The sequence below is a fragment of the Novosphingobium sp. genome (assembly GCF_027489515.1).
Classification (GTDB): domain Bacteria; phylum Pseudomonadota; class Alphaproteobacteria; order Sphingomonadales; family Sphingomonadaceae; genus Novosphingobium.
The window spans coordinates 1-16,051 of the sequence record NZ_JAIXZS010000090.1 but is presented as its reverse complement, the minus strand read 5'-3'; the positions used below and the strand labels follow the sequence as shown (position 1 = coordinate 16,051).

The 16,051-nt window shown below is 65.8% G+C and carries 15 protein-coding genes; 12 read left to right on the top strand and 3 right to left on the bottom strand.

Translation table 11 applies throughout. The features are described from left to right. The first annotated feature begins 38 nt into the window (after positions 1 to 38). Positions 39 to 1,382, top strand: a complete 1,344-nt coding sequence (locus Q0082_RS15765) for a DUF4118 domain-containing protein (protein ID WP_298194443.1) — start codon at positions 39 to 41, stop codon at positions 1,380 to 1,382. Here the strand turns inward: Q0082_RS15765 and Q0082_RS15760 are convergent. The 3 genes from Q0082_RS15760 to ligK are packed head-to-tail and all read right to left on the bottom strand — an operon-like array spanning position 1,367 to position 3,969. Then, a complete protein-coding gene (locus Q0082_RS15760; RefSeq protein ID WP_298194441.1) occupies positions 1,367 to 2,251 on the bottom strand; it encodes an amidohydrolase family protein in 885 nt (294 codons plus the stop codon). The two genes, Q0082_RS15765 and Q0082_RS15760, sit on opposite strands and share 16 nt — an antisense overlap. Next, positions 2,244 to 3,302 carry a 4-oxalomesaconate tautomerase gene (locus Q0082_RS15755; protein WP_298194439.1) on the bottom strand — a complete coding sequence of 353 codons (1,059 nt, stop codon included), beginning with the start codon at positions 3,300 to 3,302 and terminating at the stop codon, positions 2,244 to 2,246. Before Q0082_RS15755 ends, Q0082_RS15760 begins: the two co-directional genes overlap by 8 nt. Then, positions 3,295 to 3,969, bottom strand: coding sequence for a 4-carboxy-4-hydroxy-2-oxoadipate aldolase/oxaloacetate decarboxylase (gene ligK, locus Q0082_RS15750; protein WP_298194438.1), 675 nt, complete (start codon positions 3,967 to 3,969; stop codon positions 3,295 to 3,297). The genes Q0082_RS15755 and ligK overlap by 8 nt, the downstream gene beginning before the upstream one ends. Before the next feature lie 107 nt (positions 3,970 to 4,076). On the opposite strand from ligK, the gene Q0082_RS15745 reads away from it, so the two are divergent. The 11 genes from Q0082_RS15745 to Q0082_RS15695 all read left to right on the top strand — a co-directional run bounded on the left by Q0082_RS15745 (position 4,077) and on the right by Q0082_RS15695 (position 15,936). After that, the gene (locus Q0082_RS15745; RefSeq protein ID WP_298194436.1) at positions 4,077 to 5,231 is read left to right on the top strand and encodes a LysR substrate-binding domain-containing protein; all 1,155 of its coding nucleotides are present in this window, start codon (positions 4,077 to 4,079) and stop codon (positions 5,229 to 5,231) included. Positions 5,232 to 5,293: 62 nt separating this feature from the next. Next, the gene (locus tag Q0082_RS15740; protein WP_298194434.1) at positions 5,294 to 6,157 is read left to right on the top strand and encodes an NAD(P)-dependent oxidoreductase; all 864 of its coding nucleotides are present in this window, start codon (positions 5,294 to 5,296) and stop codon (positions 6,155 to 6,157) included. Between the two features lie 4 nt (positions 6,158 to 6,161). Then, a complete protein-coding gene (locus Q0082_RS15735) occupies positions 6,162 to 7,187 on the top strand; it encodes an amidohydrolase family protein (RefSeq protein WP_298194432.1) in 1,026 nt (341 codons plus the stop codon). Then, complete coding sequence (gene ligA, locus Q0082_RS15730; RefSeq protein ID WP_298194430.1) at positions 7,184 to 7,606, top strand: protocatechuate 4,5-dioxygenase subunit alpha; 423 nt, start codon at positions 7,184 to 7,186, stop codon at positions 7,604 to 7,606. Before Q0082_RS15735 ends, ligA begins: the two co-directional genes overlap by 4 nt. 1 nt (position 7,607) lies before the next feature. Next, positions 7,608 to 8,450 (top strand): class III extradiol dioxygenase subunit beta, encoded by an 843-nt coding sequence (locus tag Q0082_RS15725; RefSeq protein WP_298194429.1) that lies wholly within the window; start codon positions 7,608 to 7,610, stop codon positions 8,448 to 8,450. Between the two features lie 137 nt (positions 8,451 to 8,587). Then, positions 8,588 to 9,529: a Gfo/Idh/MocA family oxidoreductase gene (locus Q0082_RS15720; protein ID WP_298194428.1), complete on the top strand. Its 942-nt coding sequence runs from the start codon at positions 8,588 to 8,590 to the stop codon at positions 9,527 to 9,529. A gap of 15 nt (positions 9,530 to 9,544) precedes the next feature. Then, positions 9,545 to 10,333, top strand: a complete 789-nt coding sequence (locus Q0082_RS15715) for a CmcJ/NvfI family oxidoreductase (protein ID WP_298194426.1) — start codon at positions 9,545 to 9,547, stop codon at positions 10,331 to 10,333. A 118-nt stretch (positions 10,334 to 10,451) separates the two neighbouring features. After that, positions 10,452 to 12,974: a TonB-dependent receptor gene (locus Q0082_RS15710; protein ID WP_298194424.1), complete on the top strand. Its 2,523-nt coding sequence runs from the start codon at positions 10,452 to 10,454 to the stop codon at positions 12,972 to 12,974. 130 nt (positions 12,975 to 13,104) lie between these two features. Continuing rightward, complete coding sequence (locus Q0082_RS15705) at positions 13,105 to 14,595, top strand: carotenoid oxygenase family protein (RefSeq protein WP_298194422.1); 1,491 nt, start codon at positions 13,105 to 13,107, stop codon at positions 14,593 to 14,595. Beyond that, entirely contained in the window at positions 14,592 to 15,509 is a 918-nt protein-coding gene (locus Q0082_RS15700; protein ID WP_298194420.1) for an SDR family oxidoreductase, read from the top strand. Before Q0082_RS15705 ends, Q0082_RS15700 begins: the two co-directional genes overlap by 4 nt. A gap of 37 nt (positions 15,510 to 15,546) precedes the next feature. Beyond that, positions 15,547 to 15,936: a hypothetical protein gene (locus Q0082_RS15695; RefSeq protein ID WP_298194418.1), complete on the top strand. Its 390-nt coding sequence runs from the start codon at positions 15,547 to 15,549 to the stop codon at positions 15,934 to 15,936. Positions 15,937 to 16,051 lie beyond the last annotated feature (115 nt).

The following is a 16,051-nucleotide window of genomic DNA, read 5'->3' as shown; positions in this document are numbered from 1 at the left end:
GAAAGGCGGGGCGGGACTCCGGCGATGTGGCGCGGTAGATGGCAGACATGATGCCGCTCGCCCCCTCATTGCCTGCCGCGCTGCGCCCGCGCCTGACATGGTACGCGGCAGGCGCGCTGCTGGTGATGTTCGCGCTGGCAACCGTGATCGGCCATGCCATCGCCGCGCAATGGGGGCGTGCGCCAGTCCTGCTGCTCTATCTCCCGCCAGTGCTGGCAGCCGCCATGCTTGCCGGGCGCTGGCCAGCCTTGCTGACGGCCGTCGCGGCAACGCTGGCGTACAATTTCTTCTTCACCGAGCCGACTTACACGCTGCTGATCCACGATCCGGGCGACGTGGTGACGGTGGCGATGCTGCTTCTGGTGGGGCTCGTGACGAGCCAGCTCGTGACCTCGCTGCGCCACCAGGGTGAGCTTGCGGCTTTTCACGCGAGCCGCAATGCGACGATTGCGGGCTTTGCGCGGCGCCTGCTTTCGTGCGGCGATGACGTGGCGATTGCCGAAGTGGCGGCAAGCGAACTGGCGACCATTTTCGCGTGCCATGCCTGCATGGTCGCCGGGCAGCCGGAGGCGCGGCTGCTGGCCGGAGCAGAGGGGGTGGACCGGCTGACCGAGGCCGATCTGGCGGTTGCGGCGCAGGCACTGGCGAAGGGAGAGCCGGCGGGACGCCACATTTCGGGCGGGAGCCTGACCGACTGGCAGTTCTACCCGGTGCGTGCCGGGGCGGGGGCGCTGGCGGCGGCGGGGCTGGCGCGCAGCGATGGCATGCCGCCGGTTGAGGGCGACGCCCTTTCGTTGCTCGGGAACCTGCTTGATCAGGTTGCCCTCGCGCTCGAGCGGGCGCGGCTGGAAAGCGCAGGGCGCGAGAATATCGTGCTGCGCGAACGCGATAGCCTGCGCACGGCGCTGCTGGGTTCGATCGGCAGCGATATCCGGCCGCGGCTCCACGCGATTGCGGCGGGGCTGCGCAAGCTGCAGCGCGCAGGCGGGGCAGACGGCGAGGTGCTGCACACGGTGGCGGGCGAGACCGCGCGGCTGACGGGTTTCATCGACAATCTCGCCGATCTCGATCTGACGCAGGCGCAGGATCCGATCTCGGTCGGCGCGGTGGCGATCGATCTGTACCGCCGCACGGTGATGCGAGGCGGCGAGCCGGTGCACCTGACGCCTAAGGAATTCGCCGTGCTGGCGGAGCTTGCGCGCAATTCCGGGCGCGTGCTCACGCACCGCTACCTGCTGCGCGCGGTCTGGGGGCCGGCGCATGAGGACCACGTCGATTACCTTCGCGTGGCGGTAAGCGCGCTGCGCAAGAAGCTAGGCGAGGAAGTGATCCAGAACGAGCCTGCGGTGGGCTATCGGCTTGCTGTTCAGTCTGCCCAGTAGAGTTTCATCGGGTTGTCGATGAGAAGTTTGCGCTGCAGCTCCTCGGTCGGCGCGATGCGCGGGATCATGTCGACGAGGTGGCCGTCGTCGGGGATCTCGGTGTCCATGTTGGGGTGCGGCCAGTCGGTGCCCCAGAGGCAGCGATCCGGATAATCGGCGACGAGCGGGGCTACGGCATGCGCGAAGGCATCCCACGGATCGCCCGCGCCGCCTTCCTTGTTCGCGTCGAGCCGGTCAGGGCAGGTCGCCTTGAACCAGATGTCCTCGCGCACATCGAGCAGGGCGCGGAAGGCTTTCATGTCGCGGCCATCGGGGCCTTGGCGAACGTCAGGACGGCCCATGTGGTCGATCACGAGCGGGATGGGGATTGCGTCCATGAAGGGGCGCAGTTCCTCGAGAATGTCGGCCTCGAAATAGATCACGACATGCCAGCCCTGGGGCAGGCGACGCGCGACTTCGAGGAACTTGTCCTTGGGCGCATCATCGACGAGGCGCTTGAGGAAATTGAAGCGGATACCGCGAATGCCGCCTGCGTGAAGCGCCGCGAGGTCGGCTTCGGAGATGGCGGGATCGACGACGGCGACTCCGCGCGCGAGACCGTTCGATTTCGCGATGGCATCGAGCGTCGCCGCATTGTCGGTGCCATGGCAGCTCGCCTGCACGATGACATTGCGGGCGAAACCGAGATGATCGCGCAGCGCAAACAGCATGTCTGGCCCAGCGTCTTCGGGGAGGTACTTGGCCTTCGCGCTGAAGGGGAACTGCGCCATCGGGCCGAAGACATGGCAATGCGCGTCCACCGCGCCGGGGGGCGGGCAGTAGCGGGGCTTCGATGGCGCGGCGTGCCAGCTGGTGATGCGGTCACCCATAAACAGTTCCATCCATCAGTTTCCGCGCGGTGCGCAGGAGGGCGGCGGTGCGGACCGCGCCGGTTTCGTCGGTTTCGAGGACGCAGCTCATTTCGCCGGTGGGATGCTCCACTGAAAGGAGCTTGCGCGCGCCTGCGGGGATCGCAGCCACTTCAGCGGCGGGGGAGCCGGGGATAAGGCAGGCGGTGGCCACGCTGACCGCGCCGAGTACGCCGATGGTGGCGTGGGCGCGGTGCGGAATGAAGCTGCGCACGGTGACCGCGCCGCCGTTCCGGGGCGGGGCGACGAGCATCATCTTGGGGACGGACTTGGCCGTCACGTCGCCGAGGTTCATGCGTTCGCCGACGGCGAGGCGGATGGCTTCGATCTTCGCTTTCAGGTCGGTCGCATTGTCGAGCCAGTCGCGATCTTCGTAGCCGGTGATCCCGACATCCTCGGCCTTCATCACGACGCAGGGCATGCCGTTGTCGATGAGCGTGACGGGCACGCCATTGACGACATCGACCGCGTTGCCGGTGGGGAGCAGCGCGCCGCAGGAGGAGCCGGCGGTGTCGCGGAATTCGAGCGGGACGGGCGCGTGGCTGCCGGGGACGCCGTCGATCTTGGCGTCGCCTTTGTAGGTGACGCTTCCGCCGGGGGTGCAGACGGTGGCAACGGCGACCTGGCCGGTGTTTTCCATGTAGATCGCAACGCGGGTTTTATCGCCGGTGGCCGCAACAAGGCCGCGCTCGATGGCGAAGGGGCCCACGCCGGCGAGGATATTGCCGCAGTTCTGCGCGTCCGTCACGATGGCCTGATCGACGAAGACCTGCAGGAACAGGTAATCGACGTCGATGCCTTCGCGGGTGGATTTGCTCACCACCGCGACCTTGCTGGTGAGCGGATCGGCGCCGCCCATGCCGTCGATCTGCACGGGATCGGGGCTGCCCATCATGGCGAGGAGGAAAGCATCGCGCGCGGCGGTGTCCTGCGGCAGGTCTTCCTTCAGGAAGTAGCCACCTTTGGAGGTGCCGCCGCGCATCCACATGCAGCGTATGCCGCCATCAGACATACTTGAGGCCTTCCTTCTCGAGCCGTTCGCGCATCTTGTACATGTCGAGGCCGAGGACGCCGGCGGCGAGCTTCTCGCGCTTTTCGCCCTCGTTGGCTTCGCGGGCCTGCGCAGCCTTGAGCACCGCTTCGGCATTGGCGCGGGGGACGACGCAGACGCCGTCGTCATCCGCGACGATGACATCGCCGGGGTTCACGAACGCGTTCGCGCAGACGACGGGGACGTTGACGCTGCCCAGTGTGTTCTTGACCGTGCCCTGCGCGTAGATCGCCTTGGACCAGACAGGGAACTGCATTTCGGTCAGGTCGCGCACATCGCGCACGCCTGCATCGATCACAAGGCCGCGGCAGCCGCGCGCCTGCGCGCTGGTGGCGAGGAGATCGCCGAAATAGCCGTCCTCGCAAGGGGAAGTGGGAGCGAGCAGGAGGATATCGCCCGCCTTGAGCTGTTCGATGGCGACATGCACCATCCAGTTGTCGCCCGGAGGGGCGCTGATGGTGAGCGCGCTGCCCGCGATGCGCGCGCCGCGATAGATCGGCCGCATGTAGCTGGCGAGGAGCCCGGTGCGGCCCTGCGCCTCGTGGACCGTGGCGACACCGCAGGCGGCGAGGCCGTCGATCACCGCCGGATCGGCGCGTTCGATGTTCTGGACGACGATACCCGACATGGCCTTGGCTCCCGTTCAAATCTTTGCGCATCTCCCATCGGCGCGGCGCGCGGGCGGGGCCAATGCAATGTTTGGCGCGAGGCATAAGGAAATGCTAAACAAGCAGCATGACCGAACCCGCCTACAACATCCGGCACTATGCCGCGTTTGCCGCGACGGTGCGCCATGGGAGCGTGACGCGGGCGGCGCGTAGCGTGAACCTGACCCAGCCGGCGCTGACCCAGGCGATCGCGCGGCTGGAAGCGGAGCTGGGCTGCGCCTTGTTCGAGCGGGGATCGTGCGGGATGGCGCCCACCGAGCCGGCGCGGCTGCTGGCACCGCGCGCTGAGGCGGCGATTGCGCAGATCGGCAGCCCGCGCGTCACGGGAACGCAGGTGCGCGCGTTTCTTGCCCTGGCACGCAGCGGTTCCTACGCCGGCGCGGCGGAGGCGACGGGGCTATCGGCGGCCTCGCTGCACCGGGCAGTGGCGGATCTGGCAGTGGCGCTGGGCACGCGGTTGGTCGACCGGCGCGGGCGGCGGGTGCTGCTGACGCCGCAGGGCGAGCGGCGCGCGCGGGGCTTTGGCCTTGCGATGGCAGAGCTGCGCAGCGGGCTTGCCGAAGTCGCAGCGTGGCAAGGCAAGGCGGCGGGGCGGATCGTGGTGGGGGCAATGCCGCTATCCCGCGCGCGGTGGTTGCCAGAGACGATCCTGCGGTTTCATGCAGGCCATCCGGGGGTGGCGATTGCCGTGGTCGAGGGGAGCCATGCGGAGCTGGCGGGGCCGCTGCGCGATGGCGAGATCGATCTGATGCTGGGGGCCTTGCGCGAAGGTGTGGTGCTGGAGGATCTGCATCAGGAGCCGGTGTTCGAGGACAGTCCGCAGCTGGTGATGCGCAGCGGGCATCCGCTTCTGACCTTGGCCGACCCGGTGGGGGCGCGGCTGGCCGATTATCCCTGGGTGCTGCCGGCACGCGGGACGCCGCTGCGGCAATACTGGGAGCGGATGATGCGTGAGGCGGGGGCGGAGCCGCCGGAGGTGGGGATCGAGTGCGGATCGGTGCTGACGGTGCGGCAGCTGCTGCTTGGATCTGATGCGCTGACCTTGCTGAGCCCGGCGCAGCTCGCAGTTGAACTGCAGGCCGGGGTGCTGGGGAGCCTGCCGACGCCTGCGCCGGTGCGGCGGCGGATCGGGATCACCACGCGCGATGGCTGGCAGCCGACCGGGCCGCAGGCCGCGTTTCTGGCGATGCTGCGCGCAGTGGCAGCACAAGGTTTCGCATAATCTTATAGTCTGGGCGTGAATTGCATTTGTCGGCCCCGTGCGCGCGACGCAGGAGGGCGCGCATGGAGAGCACAATCGCCCTGATCGGCTTCGGTGAGGCCGGATCGACCTTTGCCGATGCGGCAGGCTGGGAAGCAGGGGCGGCTGCCTATGACATTCTGCCCGCGCGGCGCGCGGCGATGGAAGCGGCGGGTGTGCTGGCCTGCGCGACAGTGGACTGCGCCCTTTCCGATGCCGATCTGGTGCTCTCGCTGGTTACGGCGGATGCCGCGCTGGCGGCGGCGAAGGACTATGCCGCGCTGCTGAAACCGGGCGCGCTGTGGTGCGACATGAACTCGGTGGCGCCCGATACCAAGCGCGCGGCAGCGCGCGCGGTTGAGGCTGCGGGCGGGCGCTATGTCGATGTGGCGGTGCTGGCGCCGGTCAATCCCGCGCGAATGAACGTGCCGCTGCTGGTTTCGGGCAGCGCGGCGGATGAAGCCGCCGAGGCGCTGCGCCGCGCGGGCTTTGCCAATGTGCGCGTGGTGGGCGGCGAAGTCGGCCGGGCCTCTGCGATCAAGATGATCCGCTCGGTGATGATCAAGGGGATCGAGGCGCTGACGGCGGAGATGATTATCGCTGCTCAGGTCGCTGGGGTAAAGGAAGAAGTACTGGCTTCGCTTGATGCCAGCGAACGGTCGATGTCATGGGCGGACCGGGCCAACTACAATCTGGATCGCATGCTGGTCCACGGGCGTCGGCGCGCGGCCGAAATGTATGAGTCTGCTGAGACTTTGCGTGGTCTCGGGGTGTCGCCGATGATGACCGAGAACACGGTGAACTGGCAGCAAGGTCTGGGCGATCTGGCATTGGCCGAGGTTCCCGACGGGCTGGATGCAAAGCTCTCCGCGATAGTCACTTCGCCCGCATTCAAGGGAGAAATCTGAAGGCATGACGATGATCATCGACTGCCACGGTCATTACACCGTGCTGCCCAAGGCGCACGACGAGTGGCGCGAGGCGCAGAAGGCGGCGTTCAAGGCCGGGACGCCGTGCCCGCCCTATCCAGAGATTTCGGACGACGAGATCCGCGCGACGATCGAGGCGAACCAGCTGCGCCTGATCAAGGAGCGCGGCGCGGACATGACGATCTTCAGCCCCCGGGCGAGCGCGATGGCGCCGCATGTGGGCGATCAGTCGGTCGCGGTGCCATGGGCACAGGCGTGCAACAACCTGATCGCGCGGGTGGTGGGGCTTTACCCCGAAACCTTTGCGGGCGTGTGCATGCTGCCGCAATCGCCTGAGGCAGACCTGACAAGCTCGATTGCGGAGCTCGAGCGCTGCGTGACCGAGCTGGGCTTTATCGGCTGCAATCTCAATCCCGATCCGGGTGGCGGACACTTCAAGCATCCGCCGCTGACTGACCCGTACTGGTTCCCGCTCTACGAGAAGATGGTCGAGCTGGACGTGCCGGCGATGATCCATGTTTCGGGATCGTGCAATCCGGCGCAGCATGCGACCGGCGCCTACTACATCGCGGCGGATACCATCGCGTTCATGCAGCTGCTGGAAGGGGACCTGTTCAGCAAGTTCCCGACCTTGCGCTTCATCATCCCGCACGGCGGCGGCGCAGTGCCCTATCACTGGGGGCGCTATCGTGGCCTTGCCGACATGCTCAAGAAGCCCGATCTTTCGGGCCATCTGATGAACAACGTGTTCTTCGATACCTGCGTCTACCACCAGCCGGGCGTGAACCTGCTGGCCGAGGTGATCGAGACCAAGAACATCCTGTTCGGGAGCGAGATGGTTGGCGCGGTGCGCGGGATTGATCCGACGACCGGGCACTATTTCGACGACACCAAGCGCTATGTCGATGCGCTGGATATCAGCGACGAGCAGCGCCACGCGATCTTCGAAGGCAATGCCCGCCGCGTCTATCCGCGCCTCGATGCCAAGCTCAAGGAGATGGGCAAGTGAGTGAAGCTGCCAAACCCGCTGCGGACATCCATGCCTATCTGGCCGAGCTCGAGGATATTCCGGGCACGCGCGTCTACACCGCAGCGCGGGCGCGCAAGGGCTATCACATCAACCAGTTCGCGATGAGCCTGATGAAGGGCGAAAACCGCGAGCGGTTCAAGGCCGACGAGCGCGCCTATCTCGATGAGTGGCCGATCTCGGAAGAGGCCAAGGCGGCGCTGCTCAAGCGCGATTACAACACGCTGCTCGACCTTGGGGGGAACGTCTATTTCCTCTCCAAGCTGTTCTCGACCGATGGCCTGAGCTTTGCCGAGGCGGTGAGCACGATGACCGACATGACCTTCCCGGAATACCGGGACATGATGCTGAAGGGTGGCCGTTCGCCCGAGGGCAATCGCTCCATTAAAGGAGGCTACTGAGATGGCGCGTTTGACCGCCGGTGTGGGTTCGAGCCACGTGCCACTGCTGGGCGTGGCGGTGGATCAGGGCAAGACCGGGGACGACTATTTCGGGCCGATCTTCGCCGGCTACGAATGGACCCGCGAATGGGAAAAGGCCGAGAAGCCGGACGTCGTGATCCTTGTCTATAATGACCACGCCAGCGCCTTCGACATGAAGATCGTGCCGACGTTCGCGATCGGCTGCGGCGAGCGCTACAAGCCGGCAGACGAGGGATGGGGCCCGCGCAAGGTGCCCGATGTGGAAGGCCATGCCGACCTTGCCTGGCATATCGCGCAGAGCCTGATCCTCGATGATTTCGACATGACGATCATCAACGAGATGGACGTGGACCACGGGCTCACCGTGCCGCTTTCGATGATGTTCGGGCAGCCGGAGACGTGGCCGGTCAAGGTCGTGCCGCTGGCGGTCAATGTCGTCACCTACCCGGTGCCTTCGGGCAATCGGTGCTGGGCGCTGGGCGAAGCGATTGCCCGCGCGGTGGCGAGCTTCCCCGAGGATATCAACGTGCAGATCTGGGGCACCGGCGGCATGAGCCACCAGCTGCAGGGCCCGCGCGCGGGGCTGCTCAACCGCGAGTGGGACAACAAGTTCCTCGACATGCTGGAATCGGACAGCGACGCGGCGCGTTGGATTCCGCACATCGAATACCTGCGCGAGACCGGCAGCGAAGGCATCGAGATGGTGATGTGGCTGATCATGCGCGGCGCGCTGGGCAAGAAGGTCAAGACCCTGCACCGCCACTACCACATTCCCTGCAGCAACACGGCCATCGGCCATATCGTTCTGGAGCCGGCCGACTGATTTCTCCCCTCCCGCATGCGGGAGGGGCTGGGGGTGGGCCTGTGGGCTTGCCTCCGGGCTTTGGACAGATACCCGCTGACGCGGGTGCCCACCCCCGACCCCTCCCGCAAGCAGGAGGGGGGAAGATGGAGTAAGGTATGCGTATTGCACTCGCTGGTGCCGGCGCTTTTGGTGAGAAGCACCTCGATGGGCTGAAGAAGATCGAGGGCGTCGAGATCGTCTCGATCATCAGCCGCACCGCCGAACAGGCGGCCGCCGTGGCCGCCAAGTATGGCGCGAAGCATAGCTCAACCGAGCTTGAGGATGCGCTGGCGCGCGATGACGTCGATGCGGTGATCCTCTGCACGCCAACGCAGATGCACGCGAGCCAGGCGATTGCCTGCATGGATGCGGGCAAGCACGTGCAGGTCGAGATCCCGCTGGCGGACAGCTGGGCAGACAGCGAGGCGGTGCTGGCGAAGTCGAAAGAGACCGGCCTCACTTGCATGGTCGGCCACACGCGGCGCTTCAATCCGAGCCACCAGTACGTGCACAACAAGATCAAGGCGGGCGAGTTCGCCGTCCAGCAGATGGATGTGCAGACCTACTTTTTCCGCCGCCGCAACATCAACGCCAAGGGTGAGCCGCGTTCTTGGACCGACCACCTGCTGTGGCACCACGCGGCGCATACGGTGGACCTGTTTGCCTATCAGGCGGGCCGGATCGTCAAGGCCAATGCGCTGCAGGGGCCCAAGCATCCCGAGCTTGGCATCGCGATGGACATGTCGATCCAGCTGCTCAGCGAGTCTGGCGCGATCTGCACGCTTTCCCTGTCGTTCAACAACGACGGGCCGCTGGGCACGTTCTTCCGCTACATCGGCGATACCGGCACTTACATCGCGCGCTACGATGACCTTGTGAACGGCAAGGAAGAGCCGATCGACGTGTCGAAGGTCGATGTCTCGATGAACGGGATCGAACTGCAGGACCGCGAATTCATCAGCGCGATCCGCGCAGGGCGCGAGCCCAATTCGTCGGTTGGCAAGGTGCTCGATTGCTACCGGGTGCTGGGCGAGCTGGAGACGCAGCTGGAAGGCTGACGAGAGGAGGCGCGGGTGGAGGCACTGATCGCCTATTCGGGACGGCGTTTCGCCCGCCCGCGCTATTACGCCAACGCGCATGAGCGTGACGAGGTGGATATCGCGCCGGTCCTCATGCCGGTGCTCGATGGCCGCGCTGCCGGAACGGGGATCGACCGCGAGGGATTCGCGCTGGTCTCGCATCGGAGCGCGGTGCGTGATTTTAGCGACCGCGACGAAGTGGCGCGCGTCCATATGCGCGAGATCGAGGAACTGGTGCAGGCCGAGACAGGGGCGGACTTTGTCCATGTCGGCGCGCCGGGGCTGCTGCGGTTTTCCGAAAGATCGGGGCTGGCGGGGAGCCTCAACAACTCGATGCCGGCGCGCTTTGCGCATATCGACATTTCGGACGCGACGGCGGCCCAGTTTGCAGACCGGGGCGCGGGCGGACGGCCCTTTGCCCGCTGCGCGCACTATAACGTGTGGCGCGCGCTTTCCCCGGCGCCGCAGGACGTGCCGCTCGCGCTGTGCGATGCGCGCTCGCTGGCACCGGAAGACCTGATCGCGGCGGATGCCGTGTTCGACGAGCCGGGGAAGCCCGAATGGTCCTTCGAGGGCCTGGTGGTGGCGCACAATGCCGCGCATCGCTGGCACGCCTTCCTCGATCTCAATGCCGACGAGGCGATCCTGTTCAAGACGCACGACAGCGATTCCGCGCGGGCACATCACGTGCCGCACGTGGCGTTCGATCTGCCGGGATGCCCCGCCGATGCGCCGCCGCGGGTAAGCATCGAGATGCGTGCGACGGCCTGGTGGTGGCGCTGAAGCCACAGTCCGGCGCCTAATCGCAGGCGTTTCACAACACTGTTGCGTCTCCTAACAGAATTGTTATGAGTCATACCAGATCGACCGGGGAGCCCCGGCGACACAAGGGAGGGTGACCATGGCCAGATTGACGGCCGCGCGGCGCGTAGCGCGCCTGTTCGGCATGACAGCAGCTATCATTTCCGTGCCTGCCTTTGCGCAAGACGCAAGCGCGCCGCAGGCAGCGGGCGAGGCTGCCACCAACAACGTCACGACGCAGGAAATCGTCGTGACCGCGCAGTTCCGCGCGCAGAAGCTGCAGGATACGCCGCTGGCGATCACCGCCGTCAATGCGGCCGTGCTCGAAGCGCGCGGGCAGACCGACATTTCGCAGATCGCGGCGCAGGCCCCGAACGTGACCTTGCGCAACCAGCCGCAGAGCGGCGGTATCGGCCTCATCGCGTTCATTCGCGGTATTGGCCAGACCGACTTCAACTATGCGCTCGAACCGGGCGTCGGCATCTACGTCGACGACGTCTACATCCCGACGCTGTCGAGCTCGCTGCTCGATCTGATGGACCTCGAGCGCGTCGAAGTGCTGCGCGGTCCGCAGGGCACGCTGGCGGGCCGCAACTCGATCGGCGGCGCGATCAAGCTGTTCTCGAAGAAGCCCACGGGTGAAGGCGGCGGCTATCTGCAGGCGACGTATGGTGCGTACAACCGCATCGACGTGCGCGGCATGGCGGACTTCAAGATCACCGACACGCTCTCCGCGCGCATTTCGGGCGCGACCAAGAACACCGACGGCTATGTTAAGCTGCTCGATTACGGTCTGGCGCATCCCAACTCGAACGTGCGCGCCAACAACGCCAAGGGCGACGGCATCGAGCGCGGTACGCTGGGTGGCCGTTCGTTCTCTGCCGCGCGTATCGCGCTGCGCTGGGACGCGACGCCGGACATCGAAGTGAACCTTGCGGGTGACTACACCCGCGAGCGCAACGATTCGGGTGCGCAGGTGCTTTTGTTTGCCGGCGGTCCCTCGACCACGCCTGAAGGCATTCCGTGGCTTACGGGCAAGGATGGCACGGCGGTTCCGCTGAATAACGCGTTCGTGCCCTACAGCACTCGCTTCCAGCAAAGCGGATCGACGACGCCGGCGGGTTACAACCCCAAGTTCATCAACTACGCCAACTTCCTCGACGCGCGGACGCCGACGAGCCAGGCGCCCTACAAGCCCTATTCGGCGACCAACGGCCAGAACTTCGACGGCTGGGGCGTTACCGGCAACGTGACAGCCAAGCTCGCCGACAACCTGACCGCGGTGTGGATCTCCTCGTTCCGCCGCTACAAGATGAGCTTCGGCTTCGATCAGGACGGCTCGCCGATCCCGGTCGCGCAGCTCGACAACATCCTGCGCCACCGCGCGTGGAGCCAGGAACTGCGCCTCAACGGCAGCTTCCTCGACAAGCGCATCGAATACACCGTGGGCGGGTTCTACTTCGACCAGAACGGCACCTACAACGCGCGCGTCGACCTGAATTACGCGGGTATCGACTTCATCCACGGACCGGACAGCACACCTTCCACCTCGAAGGCGCTATTCTTCAACGGCACCTTCCACATCACCGACGCGTGGGGCGTGACGGGCGGCGTGCGGCATACGTGGGACAAGAAGGACTACACCTACTTCCGGTCCAACCCGGATGGGACGATCCCCGGGCCGCTGCCGTGCGAGTTCTTCCTCGGCGCTCCGACCGCCGGCCCGACCGGCATCGGCAACTCGCCGAACTGCCTGCTGATCGGTCTTTACAACGTGACCGGCCAGTTCAAGGGCACGCGGACGGACTGGCGCGTGGAGACCGACTACCGGTTCAGCCCGGAAGTCTTCGCCTATGCCTCGGTTTCGACCGGTTACAAGGCGGGCGGCGTGAACCCGCGTCCGTTCTTCGGTCCTTCGGCGGGTGAATGTTCGGCGTTGCCGCCGGGCGTGCTCGCGCCGTGCAACCAGATCAAGTCGTTCCAGCCCGAAACGCTGACGACCTACGAAGCGGGCATCAAGACCGACCTGTTCGATCGCAAGCTGCGCTTCAATGCCTCGGCGTTCTTCAACAAGTACGACAACATCATCCTGACGTTGACCCGCTGCCCTGCCGCGCCGTGCCTCTTGCCGGCCAACGTCGGCAAGGCGGAAGTCTGGGGTCTGGAAGGTGAAACGACGATCCGCCCGGTCGAGGGGCTGACGCTCGACGGAACGGTCAGCTACCTGCACTTCAAGTACACCGACACCGGCACGACCGGCGTTCCGCTGGGCAACGTCACGCCGTTCACGCCGAAGTGGAACTGGAGCGCCGGTGCACAGTATGACTACAAGACGGGGGCCGGCAGCGTGATCAGCGCCCGCTTCGACGGTACCTACCAGTCGTCGATGTACACCGAAGCGTTCAACGCGGCGACCAACCTCGTCGATGGCCGCTTCCTCGGCAACGTACGCCTGAGCTACACCAGCACCGACAAGACCTGGCAGCTTTCGGCCGAAGTGCAGAACGTGTTCAACAAGTACTATTACAACACGGTCGAGGACGTGAAGGGCCCGCTGGGCGTGATCACGGCCAACCCCGGCCTGCCGCGCACCTGGGCGGTTTCGGTCAAGCGCACGTTCTGATCCGCGCCTGATCGCCAGAGCCTTGCAAGGGGCCGCTCCACTTCGGTGGGGCGGCCCTTTTGCTTGGGGTTGAAATCGGCCTCGCGCATGGTAGACCTATTCTAACAATTGATAGAATGGGACTGGGCTGATGGGTGCGTTTCCGCAGACGATGTATTTCACCGGGCTCAATGCGCCGGTGGGCGAGGAGGTCAGCCTGACCGGCCTTGCGGTCGAAGGTACGTTGCCGCCCGAAGTGCGCGGGAGCTTCTACCGCGCGGTTCCCGATCCGGCTTACCCGCCCAAGTTCGACAACGACCATACGCTATCGGGCGACGGGATGGTCAGCCGGCTTTCGTTCAGCGCTGATGGCACGGCCGATTTTGCGATCCGCTTCGTCGAGACCGCGCGGCATCTGGCGGAGAAGGCGGCGGGCCACGCGCGCTTCGGCAAGTATCGCAATCCCTTTACCGACGATGCCGACATGGCGGGCGTCGATCGCACCGTCGCAAACACCACGCCGGTCTGGCATGCTGGGAGGCTGCTGATGGCGAAGGAGGATGGTCGGCCCTATCGCGTCGATCCGAGGACGCTGGAGACGCTGGGCTCGTATGATTTCGGCGGGGCGCTCAAGTCCGAGACGATGACCGCGCATGTGCGGATCGATCCCGTGACCAAGGAGCTGTTCTTCTATGGCTACGAGGCTGATGGCCTCGCCTCGACCAAGGTTTCCTACTGCGTCGTCGGGCCGGACGGGGCGCTGAAATCGGAGCAGTGGTTCGATGCGCCCTATTGCGCGATGATGCACGACTTTACGGTGAGCGAGAATTACGCGCTGTTTCCGATCTATCCGACGGCGGCGGACCTCGAGCGGCTCAAGGCGGGCGGCGAGCACTGGCACCATGAGCAGGACCTCGATTCGTGGCTTGGCGTAATGCCGCGCTATGGCGATGTCTCGGAAATCCGCTGGTTCAAGGGGCCCAAGGGCGTCCATTCGTATCACATGATGAACGCGTGGGAGGATGCGGACGGGCTCCTGCATTTCGATGCCTGCCTCAATTCGACCAATGCCTTCGCCTTCATCCGCGAGCCTTCGGGCATCCACTTGCAGCCATGGGAAGTGCAAGGCGCGCTCACGCGCTGGACGGTCGATCCCAAGGCGGACGGCGGTGTGGTGAAGGAGGCGGTGATCGGGCCTCCCGGCGATTTTCCGGTGATCCCGGCGGCGAAGCAGGGCCGGCCCTATACGCACGGCTGGATGCTGACGATGAACCCCGAGCTTCAGGGGCCGCCGCTGCTGGGCGGGCCGGTGGGGGCGATGTTCAACCTGCTGCTGCGGCTGGATATGCGTGCCAGCTCGCCGCAGGCGCAAGAACGCCCGCCGCAGGCGCTGGCCTTGCCGCCGATGGCCGGGTTCAACGAACCGGTGCACGTGCCCGCCGCCGATCCGGCGCATGAAGGCTGGCTGGTGACGATCGTCGATCAGCAGATCGGTGACAACGCCTTTGTGCATGAGGCCTGGGTGCTTGATGCCGGCAACATCGCGGCAGGCCCTGTCGCCAAGGTGGGGATCCCGCATCGCCTCCGCCCGCAAGTCCACGGCTGGTGGGTGCCGCAGGCGCAGCTGGATGCGGCAGCATGAGCCGCATTGTCATCACCGGGGCATCGGGCAACTATGGCCGGGGGCTGACCGACCTGCTGATCGAAGCGGGGCGCGCCGCAGACCTGATCCTCATCACGCGCAGCCCGGACAAGCTGGCTGACCGTGCGGCGCAAGGCTGCACCGTCCGCTACGGCGATTTCGACAAGCCCGAAACGCTGGCCGAGGCGGTGCAGGGGGCGGAGAAAATGCTGCTCATTTCCGGCACGCGCGTCGGCGCGCGGGTGGTGCAGCACAAGGCCGCGATCGATGCGGCGGCGGCGGCGGGTGTTCGGCATGTTGCATATACCAGCTTCATCGGGATCGATGATCCGGCGAACCCCGCCGAAGTACGGCACGACCATATCGAGACCGAGCGGCTGATCCGCGCTTCCGGCATGGCGTGGACCATGCTGCGCGATGCGCACTACGCCGATGCGATGATCCTGATGGCCGGCCCGCAAGTGATGCAGAGTGGCCAGTGGGTCAGCAATGCAGGCGAGGGGCTGGAGGCGATGGTCTGGCGCGATGACTGCATTGCCAGCGCTGCCGCCGTCCTGCTCGGCCAGGGGCATGAGGGGCAGGTCTATAATATCACCGGGCCGGAGCTGCAGACCTTCCGCGAGGTGGCCGCGATCATGGCCGAGGTGACGGGGCGGCCGGTGGCCTATGTCTCGACCACTGACGAGGAGCAGTACGCGATGTTCGATGCCATGGGTATCCCGCGCCGCCCGGTCGATGATCAAAGCGTCGCGGGCATCCCGTGGAACAGCGATGACATGGTGAGCTTCGGTCGCGCGATCCGCGAGGGATTCCTTCAGGTGTGCAGCGATAATGTGGAGCGGCTCACGGGCCGCAAAGCCCGTTCGGTGCGCGCGATGATCGAGGCCAACGCGCAGATGCTGCGCAGCGCGTGAGCCTCTGCTAGCGTGCGGCTCCGGAAGGACGGAGCCGATGAAGCTGTCGACACGGTATGGCCTGGCGGGGCTGGGCGGGCTTGCGCTGCTCACGCTGGTGCAATGGGCGCGGCAGGAGCACCTCCAACACGGCGCGGTGCTCACCTACCTAATCGGCGTCGGACCCAACTTCGCGGCAGCGATCGCGATCACCTTCGTGCTGCTGGGGGTGTGGTCCGAACAGCGGCCCGGCACCGATGGCGTGGGGGAGCGGCAGCGTTTCCGGGTGAGCGCAGCCATCAGCGGCGGGGGGCTGCTGGCCTGGGAAGCCGTGCAAACGGCGAGCCGCAATCTGGTGTTTGACTGGCAGGACGTGCTGGCGACCTTTGCCGGGATTGCGGTTTGCCACGCGCTGTTTGCACGGATCAGGCCGCGCAGCGGTGCCTAGAGCGTCCTGCGGAAAATCTGAATCGTGGGATTCCCATTGTTTGTGATTTGTGATTCACCCTCATTGGAGGTGGATCATGGGCAAAGCACATTCGGCTGATCTTCGGGTTCGGGTT